Below are 26,583 nucleotides of genomic sequence, written 5' to 3'. Positions count from 1 at the left end.
TTAGTAAGTACGAATCTTCGGCGGGAACGCCGGACGCAGTTTCGGTTCCATATTGACGCTACGACGCGTCATGGTTTCCGACTCTGGCAGATACAGGGAATGGCACAGCCAGTTTTCGTCATCACGCTCCGGGAAGTCGAAGCGGCTATGCGCGCCACGGCTTTCGGTACGGAAGTTTGCCGACATCGCGGTCGCGAACGCGGTTTCCATCAGGTTATCCAGCTCCAGGCACTCAACGCGCTGGGTGTTGAACTCGCTGGAGGTATCGTCCAGACGGGCATTTTTCAGACGCTCGCGGATCGCTTTCAGCTGCTCAAGACCTTTGGCCATCGCGTCGCCTTCGCGGAATACCGAGAAGTTGTGCTGCATGCACTCCTGCAGCGCTTTGCGGATTTCCACCGGATCTTCGCCGTTACGGTTGCCGTTCCAGCGGTTGAGGCGCTCAAGAGAGGCATCAATTTCGTCGTCGGTTGCGTCACGCAGCGCGCCCTGCTCGGCAATGGATTCCTGCAGATGCAGACCCACCGCACGACCAAACACCACCAGATCCAGCAGCGAGTTGCCGCCCAGACGGTTTGCGCCGTGTACGGATACGCAGGCAATTTCGCCTACCGCGAACAGGCCAGGAATGACCACGTCTTCGCCCTGCTCGTTCACGGTCAGCGCCTGACCGGTCACTTTGGTCGGAATACCGCCCATCATGTAGTGGCAGGTTGGGATAACCGGAATCGGCTCTTTCACCGGATCGACGTGCGCGAAGGTGCGGGAGAGTTCCAGGATGCCCGGCAGACGGGACTCCAGCACTTCTTTACCCAGATGGTCGAGCTTCAGCTTGGCGTGTGGACCCCATGGACCGTCACAGCCGCGGCCTTCACGGATTTCGATCATGATGGAGCGCGCCACCACGTCACGACCCGCAAGGTCTTTCGCATTCGGGGCATAACGCTCCATGAAGCGCTCGCCGTGTTTGTTCAGCAGGTAGCCACCTTCACCACGGCAGCCTTCCGTCACCAGAACGCCCGCACCGGCGATACCGGTTGGGTGGAACTGCCACATCTCCATATCCTGCACCGGCACGCCCGCGCGGATAGCCATACCGACACCGTCACCGGTGTTGATGTGGGCGTTGGTGGTGGACTGGTAAATACGGCCTGCACCGCCGGTCGCCAGCACGGTAGCACGGGCTTTGAAGTAAACCACTTCACCGGTTTCGATACACAGCGCGGTACAACCAACAATGGCGCCATCGGCGTTTTTCACCAGATCCAGCGCATACCACTCGGAGAAGATGGTGGTGTGGTTTTTCAGGTTCTGCTGATACAGGGTGTGCAGCAGTGCGTGACCGGTACGGTCAGCCGCCGCCGCGGTGCGTGCCGCCTGCTCGCCGCCGAAGTTTTTCGACTGGCCGCCAAACGGACGCTGATAGATGGTGCCATTTTCCAGACGGGAGAACGGCAGACCCATATGGTCCAGCTCCAGAATCGCTTCCGGGCCGGTTTTACACATATATTCGATGGCATCCTGGTCGCCGATGTAATCGGAACCTTTTACCGTGTCATACATGTGCCATTCCCAGTTATCTTCATGGGAGTTACCCAGCGCAACGGTGATACCGCCCTGCGCGGACACAGTGTGGGAACGGGTCGGGAAAACTTTAGAGAGCAGCGCGCAGCTCTGGCCGCTCTGGGAAATTTGCAGTGCGGCACGCATACCTGCGCCACCGGCACCAATCACAACAGCATCAAATTCTCTGACTGGCAGTTTCATTACACACCCCACACCACAACGAATCCATAAATAACGTAAACCACCAGTGCAACGACAATGGCCAGCTGCAGTGGGAGGCGAATCGCCAGCGGTTTAACGTAATCGGTCAACACCTGCCACATGCCAATCCAGGCATGAATAAGGATGGAGAACAGGGCCAGCAGGGTGAACACTTTGGTGAAGGCGGATCCGAAGAACCCACTCCAGATTTCCCACGTCAGCGTGCCGCTGGTCGCGAAGAAACCGATCATATAGATGATGTAGAGAGTGAGAACGATGGCGGTAGCACGGACCAGAATGAAGTCATGTACGCCGTTGCGTCCTAATGCGGAGGCGTTGCTTACCATACGAGAACTCCTGCGAGAAGTGAAAGCACGACTGTAATCACAAATGAAATGTTAGCGGAGCGCTTCCCGGCTTCGAAGGTCTCTTCCAGGTAGCCAAAGTCCATCAGCATATGACGAACACCCACCACAACGTGGTACGCCAGTGCGGTCAGAATGCCCCACATGATGAATTTCACGAAGAAGCTGTTCATGATGGCTGAGGCCTGGAGGAATCCTTCAGGGGAAGAGAGGCTGGTGCCCAGTAACCACAGCAGAATACCGACCGCCACAAACGTAATCACACCAGAAACACGGTGCAGAATGGACGCTATTGCTGTTACGGGGAACCGGATCGTTTTGAGATCCAGATTGACAGGTCTTTGTTTTTTCACATTTCTTATCATGAATAACGCCCACATGCTGTTCTTATTGTTTCCTTCCTCCGGACTGCGATGCGGGTCAGACAGCGTTCCTTTTCTATAACTGCGCGTCATGCAAAACAGTGCTTCCAGATGCTTAAACGACACATTACAACGCTGGGTGGCTCGGGATTGCAGGGTGTTCCGGAGACCTGGCGGCAGTATAGGCCGTTCACAAAATCATTACAATTAACCTACATACAGTTTGTCGGGTTTTCTCTGGAACAGTGATCAGGGTCACGATAACAACATCTTTTTAATTTTTAATCATCTGATTTGACAAATGTTAAACAATATTGTTACAAACGTCATCAGAAAAGGCATATAATGCGCAAAAGTTATGAGGTCTCTCTTTCACCTGACAAATAGTTATGTAACAGTGTGATGGTATTGACCGAAGTTATCAGGACAGTTATTAGTGATATACAGGTTTGAATAATTCGGACTGCAAAAACGCTGATTTGCTGTTGTTTCACTGATATTTCATTCGTTTACCTGCAAGGCGCCATAGCTCTGTACCCTGGTTTGTCCTCGTGAGCTGAGCGGTAAGCCAAATAACAATCTGGTAACGGTGATTAACAGCTGAAAGCAAATCCGGTAAAGCGCAGTCTTAAGCATAAGGCGCTAAGGAGACCGTAAATGGCTGATACAAAGGCAACGCTCACCCTAAATGGTGACACTGCTATTGAACTGGATGTGCTAAAAGGCACGCTCGGTCAGGATGTTATTGATATCCGTACGCTGGGTTCCAAAGGGATGTTTACCTTTGACCCTGGATTTACCTCTACCGCATCTTGCGAATCCAAAATCACCTTTATCGACGGTGACGAAGGTATCCTGCTCCATCGCGGCTTCCCTATCGATCAGTTAGCCACCGAATCCAACTACCTGGAAGTGTGCTACATCCTGCTGAACGGCGAAAAACCGACGCAGGCCCAGTTCGATGAATTTAAAACCACCGTGACCCGTCACACCATGATCCATGAGCAGATTACCCGTCTGTTCCATGCGTTCCGTCGTGACTCTCACCCAATGGCGGTGATGTGCGGGATTACCGGTGCACTGGCAGCGTTCTACCACGATTCCCTTGACGTGAATAATCCGCGTCACCGTGAAATCGCCGCTTACCGTCTGCTGTCCAAAATGCCGACCATGGCGGCGATGTGTTACAAATACTCCATCGGTCAGCCGTTTGTGTATCCGCGCAACGACCTCTCCTACGCGGGTAACTTCCTGCGCATGATGTTCTCCACGCCGTGCGAAGAGTATGAAGTGAACCCGGTTCTGGAACGCGCGATGGACCGTATTCTGATCCTGCACGCTGACCACGAACAGAACGCCTCTACCTCAACCGTTCGTACCGCAGGTTCTTCAGGCGCGAACCCGTTCGCCTGTATCGCTGCGGGCATCGCCTCCCTGTGGGGACCGGCGCACGGCGGCGCGAACGAAGCGGCACTGAAGATGCTGGAAGAGATCAGCACCGTTGAGCATATTCCTGAGTTCGTGCGTCGCGCGAAAGACAAGAATGACTCCTTCCGCCTGATGGGCTTCGGTCACCGTGTTTACAAAAACTACGACCCACGCGCCACCGTGATGCGTGAGACCTGCCACGAAGTGCTGAAAGAGCTGGGTACCAAAGATGACCTGCTGGAAGTGGCGATGGAGCTGGAACACATCGCGCTGAACGACCCGTACTTCATCGAGAAGAAACTCTACCCGAACGTCGATTTCTACTCTGGCATTATTCTGAAAGCGATGGGCATTCCGTCTTCCATGTTCACCGTCATCTTCGCGATGGCCCGTACCGTAGGCTGGATTGCGCACTGGAACGAAATGCACAGCGAAGGCATGAAGATCGCCCGTCCTCGTCAGCTGTATACCGGCTACGAGCAGCGTGATTTTAAGTCTGACCTGAAGCGCTAAAAGTTAAGCCCGGTGGCGCTACCGCTTACCGGGCCTACAAATAAATGCGAAACGTAGGCCGGGTAAGGCGTAGCCGCCACCCGGCTTTTTTACATCTGGCACCCTGGACACCAGTAAAACGGTCTGGAAGAGATCGTAGCCTTCTCAATCACGCCGCCGCACCGCTCGCACTTTTTCCCCGCCCGATGAAACACTTTGAACCGGAACAGCGCCCCGTGGTGCTTGTTTTCATCTACGATGCCGCGCGTGTTGTACGATAGCCGCGGGATGTCCAGCAGCGCGTGAGACAGCGCCTCCAGCTGTTCATCGCTCAGCTGGGAGGCTTTGTGCTGCGGCGCCAGTCCGACTTGCCAGAGGATCTCCACCCGCAGGTAGTTGCCAAGCCCGGCCAGAAACGCCTGGTCAAGAAACAGGCCGGAAAACTGTCGGTTGCGGAATGTGGGCGATAGCAGTCGGGCCTTCACATCGCTCGCCGTCAGACGCATATCCAGCACGTCCGGCCCCACTCGCTGTAGAAACGGGTGCGTGAGAAGTTGCTCCGGCGTTAACATTTCGATATCAGAGGCGCTATAGAGCAGGATCGCCTTATCGGCCGTTTGCAGCCTGACGCGCAGCACGCGGGTAGTCTGCGGCTGTTCACCCGCCTCCACCACTCGCCAGACGCCGTAAAGCTGGTTATGGCTATATAACGTCAGGTTATGGGAAAAATGCGTGAGCAGCGCTTTGCCGCGCGTTTCAATATGCGTTACCGACTGCCCCACCAGCTGTGATTCAAACGGTTTCAGTTGAGGAAAAGCAAACCAGACCTCCGTCAGGGGTTTGCCCTTTATCGCCGCCTCGAGGCTATCCGCCGCGCGGCGGATCTCCGGGCCTTCTGGCATTTTTCTGTCCTTTCATGATTAGTCTGCGCTGACAAGAATGCCCTCTTCAGAGAACGCTGCCCGCAAGCGGCGCGCGAACTGGAGCGCATGCTCGCCATCACCATGTAAACATACCGTATCAGCCTGAACGTGCGCCGATGTGCCATCCACGGCGGTCACTCGCCCGGCGCGCACCATCTCCAGCGTCTGCGCCAGCGCTTGACCTTCGTCCGTTATCAACGCACCGGCTTGCGTACGCGGTACAAGACTGCCATCGGGTTGATAACCCCGGTCGGCAAAGACCTCCTGCCGCGTGGTTAACCCCAGACGCTCGCCGGCGCGAATAAGCTCGCTGCCTGCCAGCCCCACAAGGATCAGCTGCGGGTTGCAATCGCGTACCGCACGAGCAATCGCTTCCGCCAGCGCCGGATCTTTTGCCGCCTGGTTATAGAGCATGCCGTGCGGCTTCACGTGGCGCAGCACGCCCTTCCCGGCGCGAACCATCGCCTCCAGCGCACCAATCTGGTAGAGCACCTGAGCGTAGACCGTCTCAGGCGGCAGATCCATCGCGGTGCGGCCAAAGTTTTCCCGGTCAGGGAAGCTCGGGTGAGCACCAATCGCCACGCCATTTTTGATAGCATGACGCACGCTCTCTAGCATGGTTTGCGCATCGCCTGCGTGAAAGCCGCAGGCGATATTGACCGAGGAGACCAGCGTCATCAGCGCCGCATCGGCGCTGCCGCCCTCGCCCAGATCGGCATTCAAATCAATCTTTACCATCGAGCCTCCACGCCAGCTGTTCGAGATAGCGCTGCTGATCCTGCCGCGCCTTTAGCGCCTCCTCCAGCGAACACTGCACAAAGTGAATCGGCTGTCCGAGGGGAATTTGCGCCAGATGGTAGCGATCGGCTTCAATGATGCAGGCAATTCGCGGATAACCGCCCGTCGTCTGCGCGTCGTTCATTAACACGATCGGTTGCCCGTTGCCCGGCACCTGAATAACCCCAGGCAGTAAACCGTGGGAAAGCAGTTCCCTGTCGGTCGTCCGGATCAGCGGCTGCCCCTGCAGGCGATAGCCCATACGGTTACTCTGCGGACTGAGCTTCCACGGCGAGCGCCAGAAGGACTCTTTTGAGGCCTCGTCGAACTCATGATATTCCGGCCCCGGTAAGGCGCGGATCTGGTTTCCCCAGAGAAGTTGTTTCACCCCCTGCGCCGTCGAGAAGTGACGCGAGGAGGGCTTAATCGCCAGGCGATCGCCATCGCGCAACAAACGTCCTTCGTGACCGCCAATTCCGGCTTTCTGATCGGTACTGGATGAGCCCAGCACCTCAGGCACATCAATGCCGCCAGCCACCGCGAGATAGCTACGCACGCCGTGCAAAGGACGCTTTAAGGTCAGACGCTGTCCGGCTTTCGCCCGCAGACGCCAGCCGGTCCACACCGCTTTGCCGTCCAGCGTGGCATCACAGCCGGCGCCGGTGAGCGCGAACCAGGTCTCCTGACCAAACTCAATGATACACTGGCCGAGCGTAATTTCGAGCGCCGCCGTGCTACCGGGGTTGCCCACCAGCACGTTAGCGATTTCCAGCGCAGGACGGTCCAGCGCGCCACAATAGCTCACGCCCGACTGGCGCATGCCAAAGCGGCCGGCATCCTGTACGGAGGTATAAAGCCCGGCGCGAATAAGCGTTAACATACCCCCTCCTTCTGCGGGATAAAGCGAAGGGTATCGCCCGGGCGCAGGAGTATTGGCGACGCCAGCCCGGGGTCAAATAACGGGGTGGCGGTATGCCCAATAAGCTGCCAACCACCGGGCGAAGTCAGCGGATATACGCCGGTCTGCTCGCCACCAATCGCGACCGTCCCCGCCGGTACGCTCAGGCGCGGTTCAGCGCGGCGCGGCGTATGCAGCCGGGGAGATAATCCCCCCAGATACGGGAATCCGGGCTGGAATCCCAGGAACCAGACGACGTAATCCACCGAACTGTGCAGCTCAACAACCTGCTTTTCGGTGAGCCCGCAGTGGTCTGCGACCACACCAAGATCCGGTCCCCCCGTACCGCCATAAACGACCGGGATCTCAATGGCACGCGATTCCGGCTCCAGCGCCTCGCTCTCTTCCCACCAGCGCTGTAAACGTTCAATGGCATCCAGTGCCAGCGTATGCGGACTACGCAGCACCACCGTGATGTTATTCATCCCCGGAATGGCTTCAACCACGTCCGGCAGTTCGACCAGACGCTGGGTTAGCCGCCAGATACGCTTTTGCGTGGCAAGGGTCACCGGCGGCTCGAGCTCCAGAACCACTGCCGTTTCTCCCAGAAGATAACAACGCGCTCGCTGCACTCAGGCACCTCTCATCAGGCCGGATTAGGAATATCAATAAAGGTTACATCCAGATCGGTATTTTCCGTCAGCCACTCGCTGAGGGCACGAATACCGCCGCGCTCGGTGGCATGATGCCCGGCCGCGTAGAAATGCAGCCCCTGTTCACGTGCCGAATGAATGGTCTGCTCGGAAACCTCGCCGGTGATAAAGGCATCGACACCGAAGCGCGCGGCGCTGTCGATAAAGCCCTGCCCGCCCCCGGAGCACCAGGCAACACGCTTCACCGTATCCGGACCGGTATCGCCGCTCCACAGCGGACGACGCCCCAGGCGCGCTTCAATCCACGAGGCCAGCTCCAGTCCGGGAACCGGCATCGCCAGCTCGCCCCACGGCACCAGTGGCTCGATTTCGCCCATTACGGTGATCCCCAACAGTCGGGCAAGCTGAACGTTGTTGCCAAGCTCCGGGTGCGCGTCCAGCGGCAGGTGGTAACCGTACAGGTTGATGTCATTTGCCAGCAACGTTTTCAGGCGGTTGCGCTTCATGCCGCGAATAATCGGTGATTCGTTTTTCCAGAAATAACCGTGATGGACAATCACCGCATCGGCTTCCTGACGGACAGCCTCGTCCAGCAGCGCCTGGCTTGCCGTGACGCCGGTGATAATTTTCTGCACCGTTTCGCGCCCTTCTACCTGCAGGCCATTTGGACCGTAGTCGCTAAAGGAGGCGGTATTGAGTTTTTCGTTAATCAGGCGTTCCAGTTCGCTGTTTTTCATCATCACTCTCTTATGCTTTGCGGGCCGCTTCGTACGCTGCCAGCGTGGCGACACGCGCCTGTTTATGGTCAACGATCGGACGGGGATAATTCAGTTTTACACGCTGTTTATCCGCCCATGCCCACGGTTCGTGGATCGCTTTAGCCGGTATCTCTTTTAGTTCAGGGAGCCAGCGGCGGATAAACTCGCCGTTCTCATCAAATTTTTGTCCCTGAGTGGTTGGATTAAATATCCGAAAATAGGGAGCCGCATCGGTGCCCGTAGAGGCCGCCCACTGCCAGCCGCCGTTATTCGCGGCGAGATCGCCGTCGATCAGCTGAGAAATAAAATAGCGCTCTCCGATACGCCAGTCGATAAGCAGATCCTTCACCAGAAAGCTCGCGGTAATCATTCGCAGGCGGTTGTGCATCCACCCCGTCTCATTGAGCTGACGCATCGCGGCATCAACAATCGGATAGCCCGTCTCCCCTTTTTTCCAGGCCTGTAAAAGTGCCTCATCATGCTGCCATTTTACGTTGTCGGTCCAGGGAATGAACGGACGATGCTTACAGAGATCGGGATGATACGTCATCAGATGGCGGTAGAACTCACGCCAGATAAGCTCGTTCAGCCAGACAGAACCGGTGCCTCCATCCAGCGCCTGCGGCTGCTCGGCCAGAAGACGGTGTAAACACTGGCGAGGAGAGATCGCGCCCAGCGCCAGACAGGCCGACAGGCGGCTGGTGCCCTCGATGGCCGGAAAATCCCGCCGCGCGTCGTAGTTGGCCGCGTCCTGTTTGCAGAACTGGCGGAGCTGCGCGATGGCCGCTTTTTCATCGGCGGGGAACAGCGTTTTGTCAAACGGCTCCTGAGGGTAGTCAAACGTCAGTTCAGACAGGTCCTTCAGGGGTTCGCCCCTCGCGGCAGGCGCGGCAACGCACTCCGGCAGCGACTCTTTCAGACGCTTGATAAAGGCATTTTTAAACGGAGTGAAAACTTTATACATCTCACGGTTGCCGGTCATCACGCTGCCCGGCGCCAGCATCACGCTGTCATCAAATCCTTCACAGACCACATCCTCCAGCATCTTCTCCAGCTGACGGTCGCGCTGCTGCTCGTTGAATTCGTACTGATAGTTGTAAAAAAGATGCGTGACGTTGTGCTGCTTACAGGTCTCCTGCACCGTCTGCAGCTGTGCGGCAAAATCACTTACCTCTTTATAAATCAGCGGTATGCCTTTTCCGGCAAGCGAATGCTGCAGATCGGTCAGATACGCACGCAGCAAGGCCGCCTGGCGTGGCGCCATATCATGCTGCCGCCACTGCTCGGGCGTAGCCACAAACAGAGCCAGTACGTTAGCGTCTTTGGCGCGGCAGGCCGCCGCCAGGGCGATGTTGTCATGTACGCGCAGGTCCGCGCGAAACCAAACCAGATGGGTGGGCATAAAACTCCAGGCAAATATCCATTATGTCCGTAAGGGCATGCCGTAAAAGGAAAAAGCATGCATTGAACTACTTTGCCATGAAGTGTAGACGGGATGAAATAAAAAAGGCCGCCCAAGGCGGCCTTAACGCTACTTGTCCTGCGCTATCGTGGTAAATGCAACAAACCCGATCGGTTCATCACTTTTGACAACGAGTACGCTGGCGACAATGAACGCGATGCAAAAATAGCGTTTCATTATGCGGTCCCTGCTGCTAACCGCTCCACCGTTCACCACCGGTGATAAGTCGGTGGACACAAGCCCGGGTAGGCGGGCTGCTTTACGGCTGTAAAAATACCTTTCCCAGGACCGATGCCCATTTGCGAGATGGCGGAAAGGGACGCCGCATCATAATGAACATCCGCTGCAAAGGTAAGATACTCGAAGAAAATTAGGATTTTATAAAGGCCTGGAGGGATTGCCATCTGCTTACAGGAGGGTATGATAAAAATCCCGGGTAGGGGCTGCAAGACCACCCAACGGACCGCGAATCCCGAGGGACAAAAAAACCGCCACATTGCTGTTGGCGGTTTTTTTATTGCTGTGTGTAATCTTAGTAGAAGTCGCAGGTCGCTTTCTCGGCCTGATCCATCCATACCGGCTTCTCGCTGGTTTTCGCCCAGACGCGGTGCAGATAGCTATAAAAACGTGCACGATCTTTCCAGAACAGCATCACCGGCAGAGCCAGCACGCCAGCCACTACGGCGAAAGCGCGGCGCATGAACACGATATGAGCCGGAAACTCTTTATAAAGATCCATATTTTCTCCCCTATAGTTGGCCGGAAACGTCATCCGGAAAATTCAAAATCTGTGACCTGGCTAAAATAATATCGCTTTGTTTGTAATTTTACTACTCATCCGACCACTTATTTTCGTCCGTTTAGCAAAAATTTACACTCACGCCGTAATTAAGTTACAAAAAAGTTAACGATTTACTTATCAATAGTTAAATTGTGGGCTTTGCCATTTTTATATTTTTTTTACACCCGCCCTTCTCATTTTTGCGAAATCTTTGCGCCATAAATCCTACCGTTAACACAACAACAAAAGTCACCCGGAGGTGGATTGTGAGTGCAGGTCTTATTGCCGGCATCGTGCTGGTGTTCCTGTTATTGGGTTATCTGGTTTATGCCCTGATTAATGCGGAGGCATTCTGATGGCTGCTCAGGCGTTTTTGCTTATTGCCAGTTTCTTAGTGGTGTTGTTCGTCCTGGCAAGGCCACTGGGCTCGGGGCTGGCACGGCTGATCAATAACGTTCCCCTGCCCGGCACGGGAAGCGTTGAAAAAGGGATCTGGCGCGTACTGGGTGTAGACGATCGGGAGATGAACTGGCGTGACTATCTGATCGCCATTCTGCTGCTGAACATTGTCGGACTCATTGCGCTTTTTGCCATGCTGATGTTGCAGGGTATCCTGCCGCTGAATCCGCAACAATTACCGGGCCTGTCCTGGCATCTTGCGCTGAACACGGCAGTCAGTTTTGTCACCAACACCAACTGGCAGTCCTATTCCGGTGAAACCACGCTCAGCTACTTCAGCCAGATGGTCGGATTAACCGTGCAGAACTTCCTCTCTGCCGCCAGCGGTATTGCGGTGATCTTCGCGCTGACGCGTGCGTTTGCACGTCAGAAAGTGAGTACGTTAGGTAACGCATGGGTAGACCTGACGCGCATTACGCTGTGGATCCTGCTGCCGATTGCGCTGCTGATCGCGCTGTTCTTCATTCAGCAGGGCAGCCTGCAAAACCTGCTGCCTTACGCACCTTATACCTCGCTGGAAGGCGCAAAACAGCTCCTGCCGATGGGGCCAGTGGCGTCGCAGGAAGCCATCAAAATGCTCGGGACGAACGGTGGCGGCTTCTTCAACGCCAACTCCTCGCACCCGTTTGAAAACCCTACCGCCCTGACCAATTTTGTGCAGATGCTGGCGATTTTCCTGATCCCCGCCGCGCTCTGCTTTGCCTTTGGCGACGTGGTTAACGATCGCCGTCAGGGGCGTACCCTGCTCTGGACCATGTCGCTTATCTTCGTGGTCTGTGTTGCGCTGGTGATGTGGGCCGAATGGCAGGGTAATCCGCACTTCCTCTCACTCGGGGCCGATAGTGCAATCAATATGGAAGGTAAAGAGAGCCGCTTTGGCATTCTCGCCAGCAGCCTGTATGCGGTGGTCACCACGGCTGCGTCGTGCGGGGCCGTCAATGCCATGCATGATTCCTTTACGGCGCTGGGCGGCATGATCCCGATGTGGCTGATGCAGATTGGCGAGGTGGTGTTTGGCGGCGTGGGCTCCGGTCTTTACGGCATGCTGCTGTTCGTGCTGCTGGCGGTGTTTATTGCCGGTCTGATGATTGGCCGCACCCCGGAATATCTGGGTAAAAAAATCGACGTCCGCGAGATGAAATTAACCGCGCTGGCAATCCTGGTCACCCCGGCTCTCGTGCTGCTCGGCACCGCGCTGGCGCTGATGACCGAGGCCGGACGCAGCGGCATCTTTAACCCTGGCATTCACGGTTTTAGTGAAGTGCTGTATGCCGTCTCCTCTGCCGCCAACAACAACGGCAGCGCTTTTGCAGGCTTAAGCGCCAACTCTCCGTTCTGGAACTGTCTGCTGGCGTTCTGCATGTTCGTGGGCCGCTTCGGGATCATTGTGCCGGTTATGGCAATAGCCGGATCGCTGGTGAACAAAAAAATCCAACCGACCACCACCGGGACATTACCGACCCACGGCGCGCTGTTTATCGGCCTGCTGACGGGCACCGTGTTGCTGGTCGGCGCCCTGACCTTTATCCCCGCCCTCGCGTTAGGCCCGGTCGCGGAATACCTCTCTTTACGCTGATTTTGCGGAGAAATTGTCATGAGTCGTAAACAACTGGCCCTGTTCGAACCGTCATTAGTTCGCCAGGCGCTCATGGATGCGGTGAAAAAGCTGAGCCCGCGCGTGCAGTGGCACAACCCGGTGATGTTTATCGTCTGGGCGGGAAGCGTCCTGACCACCGCCCTGGCGATTGCCATGGGAACGGGCCATATGCCGGGAAATGCGATGTTTACCGGCGCCATCAGCCTGTGGCTGTGGTTTACCGTGGTGTTTGCCAACTTTGCAGAAGCGCTGGCGGAAGGCCGGAGCAAAGCCCAGGCCAACAGCCTGAAAGGGGTGAAAAAAACCGCCTTCGCGCGCAAGTTACGTGAGCCGAAATACGGTGCCCAGATGGACCACGTTCCGGCGGATGAACTGCGTAAAGGCGATGTGGTGCTGGTGGAAGCCGGTGACATCATCCCTTGCGACGGCGAAGTCATTGAAGGGGGCGCATCGGTGGATGAAAGCGCCATCACCGGCGAATCCGCGCCGGTGATCCGTGAGTCCGGCGGCGATTTCGCCTCCGTGACGGGCGGGACGCGCATTCTCTCCGACTGGCTGGTGATCCAGTGCAGCGTTAACCCGGGTGAAACCTTCCTCGACCGGATGATCGCCATGGTGGAAGGCGCACAGCGCCGTAAAACGCCAAACGAGATTGCCCTGACCATCCTGCTGGTGGCCCTGACCATTGTCTTCCTGCTGGCAACCGCCACGCTGTGGCCGTTCTCCGCCTATGGCGGCACCGCGGTCACCGTCACGGTGCTGGTGGCGCTGCTGGTTTGTCTGATCCCTACCACCATCGGCGGCCTGCTGTCGGCCATCGGCGTGGCCGGCATGAGCCGTATGCTCGGTGCCAACGTCATCGCCACCAGCGGGCGTGCCGTAGAAGCCGCCGGTGACGTGGATGTCTTGCTGCTGGATAAAACTGGCACCATTACCCTCGGTAACCGCCAGGCGTCGGATTTCTTACCCGCCCCGGGCGTGGATGAAAAAACGCTGGCGGATGCCGCCCAGCTCTCATCTCTTGCCGATGAAACCCCGGAAGGCCGCAGTATTGTGATCCTCGCCAAGCAGCGCTTTAACCTGCGCCAGCGCGACGTTCAGAGCCTGCACGCCACGTTCGTGCCCTTCACGGCGCAAACCCGCATGAGCGGAATTAACATTCAGGATCGCATGATCCGTAAAGGCTCGGTTGACGCGATTCGCCGCCACATTGAGGCCAACAACGGTCATTTCCCACCGGAAGTGGACAGCCTGGTTGAAAGCGTGGCCCGTCAGGGGGCGACGCCGCTGGTGGTGGCCGAAGGCGCGCGCGTGCTCGGGGTGATTGCACTGAAGGATATCGTCAAAGGCGGCATCAAGGAGCGCTTTGCCCAGCTGCGTAAGATGGGGATCAAAACGGTAATGATCACCGGGGATAACCGTCTTACCGCCGCGGCGATTGCCGCCGAAGCGGGCGTGGATGATTTCCTTTCTGAAGCCACCCCGGAAGCCAAGCTGGCACTGATTCGTCAGTATCAGGCGGAAGGCCGTCTGGTGGCGATGACCGGCGACGGGACCAACGATGCCCCTGCCCTGGCACAGGCCGACGTGGCGGTGGCGATGAACTCCGGAACCCAGGCGGCAAAAGAGGCGGGCAATATGGTCGACCTCGACTCTAACCCGACCAAGCTGATTGAGGTGGTGCACATCGGCAAGCAGATGCTGATGACGCGCGGGTCGCTGACCACGTTCAGCATCGCCAACGACGTGGCGAAGTATTTCGCCATCATTCCGGCCGCGTTTGCCGCGACCTATCCGCAATTAAATGCGTTGAACGTGATGCACCTGCACTCTCCGGCCTCGGCCATTCTGAGCGCAGTCATCTTTAACGCCCTGATTATTGTCTTCCTGATCCCGCTGGCGCTGAAGGGCGTGAGCTATAAGCCGCTCACGGCGGCCGCCATGCTGCGCCGTAACCTGTGGATTTATGGCCTGGGCGGGCTGGTGGTGCCCTTCGTCGGTATCAAGGTTATCGACCTGCTGTTGACGCTGTTCGGCCTGGTTTAAAAGGTGAATCAAATGACCATGTTACGCCCCGCTATACTTCTGTTTATTCTGCTGTCTCTCATTACCGGCGGGCTGTACCCGCTGGTGACCACCGCGCTGGGCCAGTGGTGGTTTAAGGATCAGGCTAACGGCTCGCTGATATTGCAAAATGGTGAAAACCGCGGCTCTCGCCTGATTGGTCAGAACTTTACGGATGCCCGCTACTTCCAGGGACGCCCTTCCGCCACTGCCGAAAGCCCGTATAATCCGATGGCATCCGGCGGCAGCAACCTGGCGGGCAGTAACCCTGAACTGGACAAAGCCGTCGCGGAGCGCGTAGCAGCCCTGCGCGCCGCGAATCCGCAGGCCAGCCGTGACGTGCCCGTGGAGCTGGTGACCGCCTCGGCCAGCGGGCTGGACTACAGCCTGACGCCGGCAGCGGTGGCATGGCAGATCCCGCGCGTTGCCGCTGCCCGTCAGCTGACCGTCGAACAGGTGAGCCAGTTGGTGGCAGAGCACACGCAAAAGCCGCTGGTCAGCTTCATCGGCATGCCTGTGGTAAATATTGTTGAGCTGAATCTGGCGCTGGACGCGCTAAGGAAAAACTAAATGACCGACGAGCCCATGCGCCCGGATCCGGACAGGCTGCTCGAACAAACAGCTGAAGCCCATCGCGGCAAACTGAAAATTTTCTTCGGCGCCTGCGCGGGCGTCGGGAAAACCTTCGCCATGCTGACGGAAGCCCAGCGGCTTCGGGCGCAGGGGCTCGATATTCTGATCGGCGTGGTTGAAACCCACGGACGTAAAGAGACAGCATCACTGCTGAAGGGGCTGGCTACCCAGCCGCCCCGCCGCATCAGCCATCGCGGTCGGTTAGTCACTGAATTCGATCTCGATGCCGCCCTCGCCCGCCGTCCCGCGCTTATCCTGATGGACGAGCTGGCGCACAGCAATGCGCCTGGCTCACGTCATCCAAAACGCTGGCAGGATGTTGAAGAATTACTTGAAGCCGGTATCGATGTGTTCACCACGGTAAACGTTCAGCATCTCGAAAGCCTGAACGACGTGGTCAGCGGCGTGACCGGCATTCAGGTGCGCGAGACGGTACCCGACCCCTTCTTTGATTCCGCGGACGAGGTGGTGCTGGTCGACCTGCCGCCCGATGATTTGCGCCAGCGCCTGCACGAAGGCAAAGTGTATATCGCCGGCCAGGCCGAGCGCGCCATCGAACATTTCTTCCGTAAAGGCAACCTGATAGCCCTGCGCGAGCTGGCCCTGCGCCGAACCGCCGACCGGGTGGACGATCAGATGCGCGCCTGGCGCGACCTGCAGGGCCAGGAACGCGTCTGGCACACGCGGGATGCCATCCTGCTGTGTGTCGGTCACGGCAGCGGCAACGAAAAACTTGTCCGCACCGCCGCGCGTCTGGCGGCCAAATTTGGCAGCGTCTGGCATGCGGTGTATGTCGAAACGCCGCAGTTGCACGCGCTGCCCGAAAACCAGCGTCGCGCGATCCTGAGTTCGCTGCGCCTGGCGCAGGAGCTGGGCGCGGAAACCGCCACCCTTTCCGATCCGCAGGAAGATAAAGCCATTCTGCGCTACGCGCGCGAGCACAATCTGGGGAAAATCGTCATCGGCCGTCGCCAGCATCGCCGCTGGTTTAGCCGCGAATCCTTTGCCGACAAACTGGCCCGTCGTGCGCCGGATCTGGATCTGGTGATCGTGGCGCTGGACGACAAACCTACCCCTTTACCCAATCGCGCGCCGGACGGCCGCACCTTCAGCGATAAATGGCGCATTCAGCTCCGCGGCTGTCTTGTCGCCGTCGTGCTCTGCGCCCTGATTACCGTGATTGCCAGCCAGTGGCTGATTGCGTTTGATGCCGCCAACCTGGTGATGATCTACCTCCTGGGCGTGGTGGTGGTGGCGCTCTTTTACGGGCGCTGGCCGTCGGTCCTGGCGACGGTTGTTAACGTCATCAGCTTCGATCTGTTCTTCATTGCCCCCCGCGGGACGCTGGCCGTCTCGGACGTACAGTACATCCTCACCTTCGCGGTGATGCTCACCGTCGGGCTGGTGATCGGGAATCTGACGGCGGGCGTGCGTTATCAGGCGCGTATCGCCCGCTATCGCGAACAGCGCACGCGCCATCTCTATGAGATGTCGAAATCGCTGGCGGTGGGCCGCACGCCGCTGGATATCGTGCAAACCAGCGAGCAGTTTATCCGCTCGACCTTTCATGCCAGCAACCTGATTTTGCTCCCGGACGAACACGGCAAGTTGCGCCCGCTGACCTCGGCCACCGGCATGACGCCCTGGGACGAGGCCATCGCGCGCTGGAGCTTTGACAAAGGCTTACCGGCGGGCGCGGGGACCGACACCCTCCCCGGCGTGCCCTATCAAATTCTGCCGCTGCGCAGTGCCGATAAAAATCAGGGGCTGGTCATCGTGGAGCCTTCCAACCTGCGCCAGCTGATGATCCCCGAACAGCAGCGTTTACTGGAGACATTTACCCTACTGGTGGCCAGCGCGCTGGAACGACTGGCCCTCACCGCCAGCGAGGAACAGGCCCGGCTGGCGAGCGAGCGGGAAAGCATTCGTAACTCGCTGCTGGCGGCGCTGTCTCACGATCTGCGTACCCCGCTCACCGTCCTGTTTGGTCAGTCAGAAATTCTGACGCTGGACCTGGCGGCGGAAGGCTCTAAACATGCCCTTCAGGCCAGCGAGATCCGCCAGCACGTGCTGAATACCACGCGCCTGGTGAATAACCTGCTCGACATGGCGCGTATCCAGTCAGGCGGATTTAACCTCAAAAAAGAGTGGCTCACGCTGGAAGAGGTGGTGGGCAGCGCGCTGAAAATGCTCGAGCCGGGCCTGGGCGGGCGGCATATTGCGCTGAACATGCCCGAGCCCCTGACCTTAATTCACGTTGATGGGCCCTTGTTCGAGCGGGTGCTGATCAACCTGCTGGAAAATGCCGCCAAATATGCGGGTGCCAGTGCTCAGATTGGGGTGGATGCGACGGTGGAAGATGGCACGCTTCGCCTTAATGTCTGGGATACCGGCCCCGGCATTCCAGCCGGGCAGGAGTTGGCTATTTTCGAGAAATTTGCACGCGGCAATAAGGAGTCGGCCATTCCGGGCGTGGGGCTGGGGCTGGCAATATGCCAGGCAATCATTGACGTCCACGGCGGGTCCATTTCCGCAGAAAATCGTCCCGAAGGCGGCGCGCGTTTTTGTGTTACACTTCCTCTGGAAACCCCGCCAGAACTTAATGAATTACCAGAGGATTTGTGATCAACGTTCTGATTGTTGAAGATGAGATCGCCATTAGCCGTTTTCTGCGCGCTGCGCTGGAAGGAGACGGTCTGCGCGTCCATGATGCGGGTACGCTTCAGCGGGGTTTAATTGAAGCCGCCACCCGCAAGCCGGACCTGGTGATCCTCGATCTTGGACTCCCGGACGGCGACGGCATCGATTTTATTCGTGAAGTCCGGCAGTGGAGCCAGATGCCGATCCTCGTGCTCTCCGCCCGTACTGAAGAGACGGATAAAATCGCCGCGCTGGATGCCGGGGCGGATGACTATCTGATTAAACCGTTTGGTATCGGCGAGCTACAGGCTCGCCTTCGCGTGGCGCTGCGTCGCCACAGCGCCACCACGCCTGCCGATCCAACCTACACGTTTGGGGATATCCGGGTTGACCTGGCCGCGCGGCGCATAGTGCGCGGCGAAGAGGAAATTCACCTCACGCCCATTGAATTTCGCCTGCTCGCCGTGCTGCTTAACAATCACGGCAAGGTTCTCACCCAGCGCCAGCTGTTAAGTCAGGTGTGGGGACCCAACGCCGTGGAACATAGTCACTATTTACGCATATATATGGGACACCTTCGTCAGAAACTCGAAGTCGACCCCGCTCGCCCTCGCCATTTATTAACTGAAACCGGTATCGGTTATCGGTTTATGCTCTGAATAACTATTCATTTTATTTTTAATTAAAATAAAAACCTCTCAGAAAATATGTCATAAATAATCCACTCGATATTTTTTGGGTTATTTATGTCCATTTAAAACATTTGCAATACATCCTGTTAACCCGATACCAACAAATCAGAATTTTGATCTGCGATATTCATCAAAAACGACTATTTATTTCTAAAATGATCGGTTAACGGTGATCTCCTTCACAGTTAATCGCCTTTTCCTGGATAAAATGACCGTGCTTTCAATTACTGAAAGGAAAATAAATCATGGAAAACAACAATCGTTTAATGCCCCATATAAGGCGGACAACACATATCATGATGTTTGCCCACCGAAACTGCTTTGACTTTCATCTCTTTAATGCCCGGTAGTCCTTCGACTTCTGGCGCACTCGCTTACAGGTTACCCTGAAACATCTTATTTTACAGGCTATTGCCTGTGAACTCGTGCGCTCATTCATTTTGATTCAGACTCATCCGCACCGGGCGGACTGAATTTCAATCATCAAAAAAGCAATGTACTGATTTTAATCAGCGGCCACCCTTTGCTTTTTTTCCGGAAAATTATCGATTTCTTTCTTGCAAGAAATCGAGGGACGCATATTACCTAAAATAAAGAGAGAAAGATGAAAAGTTTAAAAATCGCAGCCAGCCGTGCATGCCCGGATTGCTTTACCACCCAGCGTGAACTGGTGGATGTAAGAACCTCTGATTATATCGACGTTGCCGCTATTGTGCTGGCGGTCAGTGATATTACCGACGGGATACTGGAGGAAATAGAAGCCACCGGATTTGGCATTCCTGTTTTTGTTGCGACGCATAAAGAAGAGATCATTCCGGCAGACTATTTATCGCGCATTCATGGCGTATTTGAGTATTCAGACACCAGCAACGACTTTTATGGACGCCAGCTGGAAGCGGCTGCCCTGCGGTATGAAACCCAGCTGCGCCCGCCGTTTTTCCGCGCCCTGGTCGACTATGTGAAGCAGGGCAACAGCGCGTTTGACTGCCCGGGGCATCAGGGCGGCCAGTTCTTCCGCCGCCATCCAGCCGGTAACCAGTTCGTTGATTTCTTTGGCGAAACGCTTTTCCGCGCCGATCTGTGTAACGCCGACGTCGCAATGGGCGATCTGCTGATTCACGAGGGCGCGCCGTGCATTGCGCAGCAACATGCGGCGAAGGTCTTTAATGCCGATAAGACCTATTTCGTGCTGAACGGCACCTCGTCATCTAACAAAGTGGTGCTTAACGCCCTACTCACCCCGGGCGACCTGGTACTGTTCGACCGTAATAACCACAAATCCAACCATCACGGTGCCCTCCTCCAGGCAGGCGCAACGCCGGTCTATCTGGAAACGGCGCGCAACCCGTACGGCTTTATCGGCGGCATTGACGCCCACTGTTTTGAAGAAAGCTATCTACGCGAGCTGGTGGCCGAAGTTGCACCGGGCCGTGCGCGCGATGCGCGTCCGTTCCGTCTGGCGGTGATCCAGCTGGGCACCTACGATGGCACCATCTACAACGCCCGTCAGGTGGTGGATAAGATTGGGCATCTGTGTGATTACATCCTGTTTGACTCCGCCTGGGTGGGTTACGAGCAGTTTATTCCGATGATGGCCGACTGCTCTCCGCTGCTGCTGGAGCTGAACGAAAACGACCCGGGGATTTTGGTTACCCAGTCCGTGCATAAACAGCAGGCAGGCTTCTCCCAGACCTCGCAAATCCATAAGAAAGACAGCCACATCAAAGGCCAGCAGCGCTATGTCCCGCATAAGCGGCTGAATAATGCCTTTATGATGCACGCCTCCACCAGCCCGTTCTATCCGCTGTTTGCCGCGCTGGACATCAACGCCCGTATGCATGAAGGCCAGAGCGGCCGCAACATGTGGATGGACTGCGTGGTGAACGGTATTGAAGCGCGTAAGCTAATCCTGGAGAACTGCCGGTATCTGCGCCCCTTCGTGCCGGAGACAGTGGAGGGCCGTCCGTGGGAAAGCTGGGACACGGCGGAGATTGCGACCAATCTGCGCTTCTTCCACTTCGTGCCGGGTGAAAACTGGCACGCTTTTGAAGGTTACGCTGAGCATCAGTATTTTATCGACCCGTGCAAGCTGCTGCTAACCACGCCGGGCATTAACGCCCGCACCGGCGAGTATGACGATTTCGGCGTGCCCGCCACCATCCTCGCCAACTTCCTGCGTGAAAACGGCATCGTGCCGGAGAAATGCGATCTCAACTCGATCCTGTTCCTGCTCACGCCTGCGGAAGATATGGGCAAACTGCAGCAGTTGGTGGCGCAGCTGGTGCGTTTCGAAAAACTGCTCGAGAGCGATGCTCCGCTGAAAGACGTCCTGCCTTCTCTCTACAAACAACATCCGGAACGTTACGCGGATTACACCCTGCGCCAGATCTGCCAGGAGATGCATGACCTGTACGCCCGTCACAATGTGAAACAGCTGCAGAAAGAGATGTTCCGCAAGTCCCATTTCCCACGCGTGATGATGAACCCGCAGGACGCGAACTACGCCTATCTGCGCGGTGAGGTTGAACTGGTCTCCCTTCGCGACGCGGAAGGCCGAATCGCCGCGGAAGGCGCCCTGCCTTATCCGCCGGGGGTGCTGTGCGTTGTCCCTGGGGAGGTCTGGGGCGGCTCCGTGCTGCGATACTTCATCGCGCTGGAAGAAGGCATCAACCTGCTGCCGGGCTTTGCACCGGAGCTGCAGGGTGTGTACGTCGAGGAGTGTGAGGGCCGTAAACAGGTTCGCTGTAACGTCATCAAACAACCCGCCGCTCAGCCCGCGCTGCTGAAAGGAGAGAAATTATGAGTAAGTCCAATAAGATGGGCGTGGTGCAGCTGACCATCCTCACCATGGTGAACATGATGGGCTCCGGCATCATCATGCTGCCCACCAAGCTCGCCGAAGTAGGAACTATTTCAATCATCTCCTGGCTGGTGACCGCCGTCGGCTCGATGGCGCTGGCGTGGGCATTTGCCAAGTGCGGGATGTTCAGCCGCAAGTCAGGCGGCATGGGAGGCTACGCCGAGTATGCCTTTGGCAAGTCGGGCAACTTTATGGCCAACTATACCTATGGAGTATCACTGCTGATCGCCAACGTGGCGATTGCCATCTCCGCCGTGGGCTACGGTACGGAGCTGTTTGGCGCGACGCTCAGCCCGGTACAGATTGGTTTAGCCACCATCGGCGTGCTGTGGATCTGCACCGTGGCTAACTTTGGCGGCGCGCGTATCACCGGACAGCTCAGCAGCATCACTGTCTGGGGCGTGATTATTCCGGTTGTCGGCCTGTGCATCATCGGCTGGTTCTGGTTCAGCCCGACCCTGTACGCCAACTCCTGGAACCCGCACCATGTGCCGTTCTTCAGCGCAGTCGGCTCTTCTATCGCCATGACGCTCTGGGCCTTCCTCGGTCTGGAATCCGCCTGCGCGAACGCAGAAGTCGTTGATAATCCGGAAAAGAACGTCCCGATTGCAGTCCTCGGCGGTACGCTGGGCGCGGCGGTGATCTATATCGTCTCGACGAACGTCATTGCGGGCATCGTTCCGAACATGGATCTGGCCAACTCCACTGCGCCGTTCGGGCTGGCCTTCGCGCAGATGTTCACGCCGGAAGTCGGGAAAGTGATTATGGGTCTGATGGTCATGTCGTGCTGCGGTTCACTCCTTGGCTGGCAGTTCACCATCGCGCAGGTGTTTAAATCCTCGGCTGATGAAGGTTACTTCCCAAAAATCTTCTCCCGCGTCACCAAAGCCGATGCGCCGGTGCAGGGCATGCTGGCGATTGTCATCTTCCAGAGCGGATTGTCGCTAATGACCATTAGCCCGTCGCTGAACAGCCAGTTCAACGTGCTGGTCAACCTGGCGGTTGTGACGAATATCATTCCGTATATCCTGTCGATGGCGGCGCTGGTGATTATTCAGAAAGTCGCGAAGGTTGATCCACGCAAGGCGCGTGCGGCAAATATCGTGGCGCTGATTGGGGCAATCTACAGCTTCTATGCACTCTATTCCTCCGGCCAGGAAGCGATGCTGTATGGCGCGATGGTGACCTTTATGGGCTGGACGCTGTACGGTCTGGTGTCACCGCGGTTTGAATTGAAGAATAAGCACAGTTAGGTAAAAGCAAAACGGCAACCCATGGGTTGCCGTTTTTAGTGTTTTCTCCCTCTCCCTGTGGGAGAGGGCCGGGGGTGAGGGCATCAGCCCGCACCCGAACACCACTTACGCGTTTTTCAGCACTTCGCTGACAATCTCTACCGCTTCTTTCTCAATCTGCTGACGATGCTCAGCGCCGAGGAAGCTTTCGCAATAGATTTTATACGCATCTTCCGTACCGGATGGACGCGCGGCAAACCAGCCGTTTTCGGTCATTACTTTCAGCCCACCAATGGAGGCGCCGTTACCCGGTGCCGCCGTCAGACGCGCAGTAATCGGGTCGCCGGCCAGGGTGCTTGCGCTGACCATCTCAGGAGAGAGTTTGGACAGGGCTGCTTTCTGGGCTGACGTTGCGCTGGCCTGAATACGGTTATAGCTTGGCGCACCAAAGCGTGCCGCCAGGTCGTTGTAATGTTCCTGCGGGTTTTTACCGGTGACCGCGGTGATTTCCGCCGCCAGCAGGCACATGATGATGCCGTCTTTATCGGTTGACCATGGCGTGCCGTCGAAGCGCAGGAAAGAGGCCCCCGCGCTCTCTTCACCACCGAAGCCAAAGCTGCCGTCGTGCAGACCGTCAACAAACCATTTGAAGCCCACCGGCACTTCCACCAGCTTGCGGCCCAGCGCGTCCACCACGCGGTCGATCATCGCGGAGGAAACCAGCGTTTTACCGACGGCCACCTCTTTGCCCCACTGCGGACGATGCTGGAACAGGTAGTTAATCGCGACTGCCAGATAGTGGTTCGGGTTCATCAGTCCGGCAGGGGTGACGATACCGTGGCGGTCGTAATCCGGGTCGTTAGCAAACGCCAGATCAAATTTATCACGCAGCGCCAGCAGGCCCGCCATTGCGCACTCGGAGGAGCAGTCCATGCGGATCGCGCCGTCTTTGTCCAGGTGCATAAAACGGAAGGTCTGATCGACGTGATCGTTCACGATGGTCAGATCCAGCTTGTAGTGCTCGGCAATACGTTTCCAGTATTCAATACCGGAGCCGCCCAGCGGATCCACACCCAGCTTCAGGCCGGCTTTCTGGATGGCCGCCATATCGACGATATCCGCCAGACCTTCCACGAACGGCTGAACCAGATCCTGCTCTTTTACGTGGCCGGACGCCATGGCCGCATCCAGAGAGATGCGCTTCACGCCTTTCAGACCGTCGGCCAGCAAGGCGTTCGCACGATCTTCAACCACTTTGGTGACGTTGGTGTCTGCCGGGCCACCGTTAGGCGGGTTGTATTTGATGCCGCCGTCTTCCGGCGGGTTGTGGGATGGCGTGATAACGATACCGTCAGCCAGCGCGCCACCTTTTTTGTTGTGTACCAGGATGGCGTTAGACACCGCTGGCGTTGGGGTGAAGCCGTTGTTCTCCTGAACAATCACATCGACGCCGTTCGCTGTCAGAACTTCCAGCACGGAAATAAAGGCCGGTTCAGACAGGGCATGGGTATCTTTCCCCACGTAGCACGGACCGGTAACGCCGTTTTTAGCGCGCTCTTCCGCAATGGCCTGAGCAATGGCCAGAATGTGCGGTTCGTTAAAGCTGTGGCGCGCCGCGCTGCCGCGGTGACCAGATGTACCAAACTTCACTGCGTGTTCTGCGTTGCCCACGACCGGCTTCAGCACGTAATACTGCGCGGTCAGCTGAGCGACGTTAATCAAATCGCTTTGTTGTGCAGGTTGGCCTGCACGGCTGTGATTTGCCATTACCGGGTCCTTCTGATGCAAGGGTTAAATTGTACCGCAAACCTTTTCAATCAATTCCGCCGGGAACTGCATGGACTGCATGATGTGTTCAATCATGCTGCACTTGCGGCCCGTATTGGTATTGGTGATCACCCAGTACGGGGTGCCAGGAACATGTTTGGGTTTGGTTTGATTGCCATTTTGCAGCAGCGTCTGCTCGTCGCCCGCGAAGTAGACGCGAGTACGACCGTGCAGCGACTCGGTCGCTTCAGCAAACGCTTTGTTATCCAGTGAATAAAGTGTAGACAGCACCAGCATAAAGCGGTTGACCGCCTTTTTCTGCTCCGCGTATTCATCGGAGAGCAGCAGCTCGCGCATCGCGCGCACTTTATCTTTTGCCGGCGTCACGGCAGGTTTTGCTTGTGCAACAACGCTTGGCTGAGACACGACATCTTTGGTGACTGGGGTAGCAGGCTGTGAAGCGGCGGAAATTTTAAGCATGCGCCGTAAAATGTCGGACGCGCTCTCCCCGATATGCCGCGTCTGGCTGGCAATATACTGATAGAGTTCGTCATCAACTTCGATTGTTTTCATCTTAATCCAGTGCGATATCTTATCTGAATACAAGTCATTGGGATTATAAGGTCAAATCCCAACAGCGGATAGCGTCAAACCAGGTTGGCGGCAAAAGTCAGATTAAACTGGAACCTTGCAGCCGGGCGGCAGAATGGTCAACATGATACCCTAACCTGACATACGTAAAAAAAGAACTTTGCCATGAAATTGAATACCCGAGCGCAAACTGCACAATCGCCGAACAATAATTCTCCCATCGTACTGGTTCACGGGCTTTTTGGCAGCCTGGATAACCTGGGCGTGCTGGCGCGCGATCTGGTTACCGATCACGATATCTTACAGGTCGATATGCGCAATCACGGTCTTTCCGGCCGTTCCGACGAGATGACCTACGCCGCGATGGCGCAGGATCTGCTGGATACGCTGGATGCCAACGATCTGCAAAAGGTCACCCTCATCGGGCATTCAATGGGCGGCAAAGCGGTGATGGCCCTGACGGCGCTGGCCCCGGAGCGTATTAACGGCCTGGTGGTGATTGATGTTGCGCCCGTGGATTACGACGTGCGCCGTCACGACGAGATTTTTGCCGCCATCAATGCGGTCACCGAAGCGGGTGTCGCGACCCGCCAGCAGGCAGCTACCGTCATGCGTGAGCATCTTGATGAAGAAGGCGTCGTGCAGTTCCTGCTGAAGTCGTTTGTTGACGGCCAGTGGCGTTTTAACGTGCCGGTGCTCTGGAACCAGTACAACAATATTGTGGGCTGGCAAACCGTGCCCGCCTGGCCGCACCCTACCCTCTTTATTCGCGGCGGTAACTCCCCTTACGTTACCGACGCGTACCGCGACGCCATACTGACGCAATTCCCGCAGGCTCGCGCCCACGTCATTGCCGGAGCCGGGCACTGGGTGCATGCGGAAAAACCTGACGCCGTGCTGCGCGCCATTCGCCGCTATCTTGCTGATACTGCAAATTGATTAAAAAGAGAGCGACTGGAAGGCTGCGGGCTTCCAGTCGTTGGCGCGCCGTTTTTGGTGATGTATGATGGCGCGCTTATCGCCCGGGCATTAGCAGGGCGGCGTGTTTCCCCCGAAGTCTCAGAATCATGGCCAAAGAACAAACGGACCGTACGACACTAGATCTGTTCGCGAATGAGCGTCGCCCGGGACGACCGAAGACGAATCCGCTTTCGCGCGATGAACAGCTGCGTATCAATAAACGCAATCAGCTTAAACGCGATAAAAATCGTGGGCTTAAGCGTGTCGAACTGAAGCTCAACGCCGACGCGGTCGATGCACTTAACGAGCTGGCCGAGGCGCGAAATATCAGCCGCAGCGAGCTCATTGAAGAGATGCTGATCGCCCAGCTTGAGACATTGCGCGGCCAGGCATAAGTCTGAAAATTCCCTTAATTACCCTTT

24 protein-coding genes are annotated in these 26,583 nt (G+C 56.9%); 12 read left to right on the top strand and 12 right to left on the bottom strand.

The window, feature by feature from the left end; translation table 11 throughout:
- Genes sdhA through sdhC form a run of 3 tightly spaced genes read right to left on the bottom strand, consistent with a single transcriptional unit; the run spans position 1 to position 2,512 of the window.
- Positions 1–1,767, bottom strand: coding sequence for a succinate dehydrogenase flavoprotein subunit (gene sdhA, locus ACMGGQ_RS04405; protein ID WP_008501089.1), 1,767 nt, complete (start codon positions 1,765–1,767; stop codon positions 1–3).
- A complete protein-coding gene (gene sdhD, locus ACMGGQ_RS04400; protein WP_008501088.1) occupies positions 1,767–2,114 on the bottom strand; it encodes a succinate dehydrogenase membrane anchor subunit in 348 nt (115 codons plus the stop codon). The genes sdhA and sdhD overlap by 1 nt, the downstream gene beginning before the upstream one ends.
- Positions 2,108–2,512 carry a succinate dehydrogenase cytochrome b556 subunit gene (gene sdhC / locus ACMGGQ_RS04395; protein ID WP_020684965.1) on the bottom strand — a complete coding sequence of 135 codons (405 nt, stop codon included), beginning with the start codon at positions 2,510–2,512 and terminating at the stop codon, positions 2,108–2,110. The genes sdhD and sdhC overlap by 7 nt, the downstream gene beginning before the upstream one ends.
- Before the next feature lie 639 nt (positions 2,513–3,151).
- Between sdhC and ACMGGQ_RS04390 the strand changes: the two genes are divergently transcribed.
- Positions 3,152–4,435, top strand: coding sequence for a citrate synthase (locus ACMGGQ_RS04390; protein WP_045909567.1), 1,284 nt, complete (start codon positions 3,152–3,154; stop codon positions 4,433–4,435).
- A gap of 89 nt (positions 4,436–4,524) precedes the next feature.
- On the opposite strand, the gene nei is transcribed toward ACMGGQ_RS04390, so the two are convergent.
- From nei to ACMGGQ_RS04355, 7 genes are all read right to left on the bottom strand, one after another.
- Entirely contained in the window at positions 4,525–5,316 is a 792-nt protein-coding gene (nei, locus tag ACMGGQ_RS04385) for an endonuclease VIII (RefSeq protein WP_420289640.1), read from the bottom strand.
- Positions 5,317–5,334: 18 nt separating this feature from the next.
- Positions 5,335–6,075 (bottom strand): 5-oxoprolinase subunit PxpA, encoded by a 741-nt coding sequence (gene pxpA, locus ACMGGQ_RS04380; protein WP_167212211.1) that lies wholly within the window; start codon positions 6,073–6,075, stop codon positions 5,335–5,337.
- Positions 6,062–6,994, bottom strand: coding sequence for a 5-oxoprolinase subunit PxpC (pxpC, locus tag ACMGGQ_RS04375; RefSeq protein WP_196364871.1), 933 nt, complete (start codon positions 6,992–6,994; stop codon positions 6,062–6,064). The genes pxpA and pxpC overlap by 14 nt, the downstream gene beginning before the upstream one ends.
- Positions 6,988–7,644: a 5-oxoprolinase subunit PxpB gene (gene pxpB / locus ACMGGQ_RS04370; protein ID WP_045909571.1), complete on the bottom strand. Its 657-nt coding sequence runs from the start codon at positions 7,642–7,644 to the stop codon at positions 6,988–6,990. The genes pxpC and pxpB overlap by 7 nt, the downstream gene beginning before the upstream one ends.
- A 14-nt stretch (positions 7,645–7,658) precedes the next feature.
- On the bottom strand, positions 7,659–8,402 hold the full coding sequence (locus ACMGGQ_RS04365; protein WP_420290556.1) for a type 2 GTP cyclohydrolase I: 744 nt from the start codon (positions 8,400–8,402) through the stop codon (positions 7,659–7,661).
- Between the two features lie 10 nt (positions 8,403–8,412).
- Positions 8,413–9,825, bottom strand: a complete 1,413-nt coding sequence (gene phrB, locus ACMGGQ_RS04360) for a deoxyribodipyrimidine photo-lyase (protein WP_262778737.1) — start codon at positions 9,823–9,825, stop codon at positions 8,413–8,415.
- A gap of 592 nt (positions 9,826–10,417) precedes the next feature.
- Positions 10,418–10,624 carry a YbfA family protein gene (locus ACMGGQ_RS04355; RefSeq protein WP_008501079.1) on the bottom strand — a complete coding sequence of 69 codons (207 nt, stop codon included), beginning with the start codon at positions 10,622–10,624 and terminating at the stop codon, positions 10,418–10,420.
- A 308-nt stretch (positions 10,625–10,932) separates the two neighbouring features.
- On the opposite strand from ACMGGQ_RS04355, the gene kdpF reads away from it, so the two are divergent.
- The 9 genes from kdpF to potE all read left to right on the top strand — a co-directional run bounded on the left by kdpF (position 10,933) and on the right by potE (position 22,864).
- Complete coding sequence (kdpF, locus tag ACMGGQ_RS04350; protein ID WP_014069365.1) at positions 10,933–11,022, top strand: K(+)-transporting ATPase subunit F; 90 nt, start codon at positions 10,933–10,935, stop codon at positions 11,020–11,022.
- Entirely contained in the window at positions 11,022–12,701 is a 1,680-nt protein-coding gene (kdpA, locus tag ACMGGQ_RS04345) for a potassium-transporting ATPase subunit KdpA (protein WP_045909575.1), read from the top strand. The genes kdpF and kdpA overlap by 1 nt, the downstream gene beginning before the upstream one ends.
- 18 nt (positions 12,702–12,719) lie before the next feature.
- Positions 12,720–14,768, top strand: coding sequence for a potassium-transporting ATPase subunit KdpB (gene kdpB / locus ACMGGQ_RS04340; protein WP_262778736.1), 2,049 nt, complete (start codon positions 12,720–12,722; stop codon positions 14,766–14,768).
- Positions 14,769–14,780: 12 nt separating this feature from the next.
- On the top strand, positions 14,781–15,356 hold the full coding sequence (gene kdpC, locus ACMGGQ_RS04335; RefSeq protein ID WP_021241023.1) for a potassium-transporting ATPase subunit KdpC: 576 nt from the start codon (positions 14,781–14,783) through the stop codon (positions 15,354–15,356).
- Complete coding sequence (gene kdpD / locus ACMGGQ_RS04330; RefSeq protein ID WP_262778735.1) at positions 15,357–18,044, top strand: two-component system sensor histidine kinase KdpD; 2,688 nt, start codon at positions 15,357–15,359, stop codon at positions 18,042–18,044.
- Entirely contained in the window at positions 18,041–18,718 is a 678-nt protein-coding gene (kdpE, locus tag ACMGGQ_RS04325) for a two-component system response regulator KdpE (RefSeq protein WP_008501074.1), read from the top strand. Before kdpD ends, kdpE begins: the two co-directional genes overlap by 4 nt.
- A 278-nt stretch (positions 18,719–18,996) precedes the next feature.
- Positions 18,997–19,101, top strand: a complete 105-nt coding sequence (gene speFL, locus ACMGGQ_RS04320) for a leader peptide SpeFL (RefSeq protein WP_003858645.1) — start codon at positions 18,997–18,999, stop codon at positions 19,099–19,101.
- 254 nt (positions 19,102–19,355) lie between these two features.
- On the top strand, positions 19,356–21,554 hold the full coding sequence (gene speF, locus ACMGGQ_RS04315; RefSeq protein WP_420289639.1) for an ornithine decarboxylase SpeF: 2,199 nt from the start codon (positions 19,356–19,358) through the stop codon (positions 21,552–21,554).
- Positions 21,551–22,864, top strand: a complete 1,314-nt coding sequence (gene potE / locus ACMGGQ_RS04310; RefSeq protein ID WP_008501072.1) for a putrescine-ornithine antiporter — start codon at positions 21,551–21,553, stop codon at positions 22,862–22,864. The genes speF and potE overlap by 4 nt, the downstream gene beginning before the upstream one ends.
- Before the next feature lie 105 nt (positions 22,865–22,969).
- On the opposite strand, the gene pgm is transcribed toward potE, so the two are convergent.
- Positions 22,970–24,610 (bottom strand): phosphoglucomutase (alpha-D-glucose-1,6-bisphosphate-dependent), encoded by a 1,641-nt coding sequence (pgm, locus tag ACMGGQ_RS04305; protein ID WP_048026964.1) that lies wholly within the window; start codon positions 24,608–24,610, stop codon positions 22,970–22,972.
- Between the two features lie 24 nt (positions 24,611–24,634).
- Positions 24,635–25,183 carry a replication initiation negative regulator SeqA gene (seqA, locus tag ACMGGQ_RS04300; RefSeq protein ID WP_008501070.1) on the bottom strand — a complete coding sequence of 183 codons (549 nt, stop codon included), beginning with the start codon at positions 25,181–25,183 and terminating at the stop codon, positions 24,635–24,637.
- Positions 25,184–25,366: 183 nt separating this feature from the next.
- Between seqA and ybfF the strand changes: the two genes are divergently transcribed.
- A complete protein-coding gene (gene ybfF / locus ACMGGQ_RS04295; protein ID WP_420289638.1) occupies positions 25,367–26,140 on the top strand; it encodes an esterase in 774 nt (257 codons plus the stop codon).
- A 128-nt stretch (positions 26,141–26,268) separates the two neighbouring features.
- Entirely contained in the window at positions 26,269–26,556 is a 288-nt protein-coding gene (gene ybfE, locus ACMGGQ_RS04290; RefSeq protein ID WP_023310772.1) for a LexA regulated protein, read from the top strand.
- Positions 26,557–26,583: the final 27 nt, after the last annotated feature.

Source organism: Enterobacter sp. BNK-13, assembly GCF_048685015.1.
Taxonomy (GTDB): domain Bacteria; phylum Pseudomonadota; class Gammaproteobacteria; order Enterobacterales; family Enterobacteriaceae; genus Enterobacter; species Enterobacter quasiroggenkampii.
Note: the sequence above shows the minus strand (reverse complement) of the source record. Positions and strands in the feature narration are given on the sequence as shown.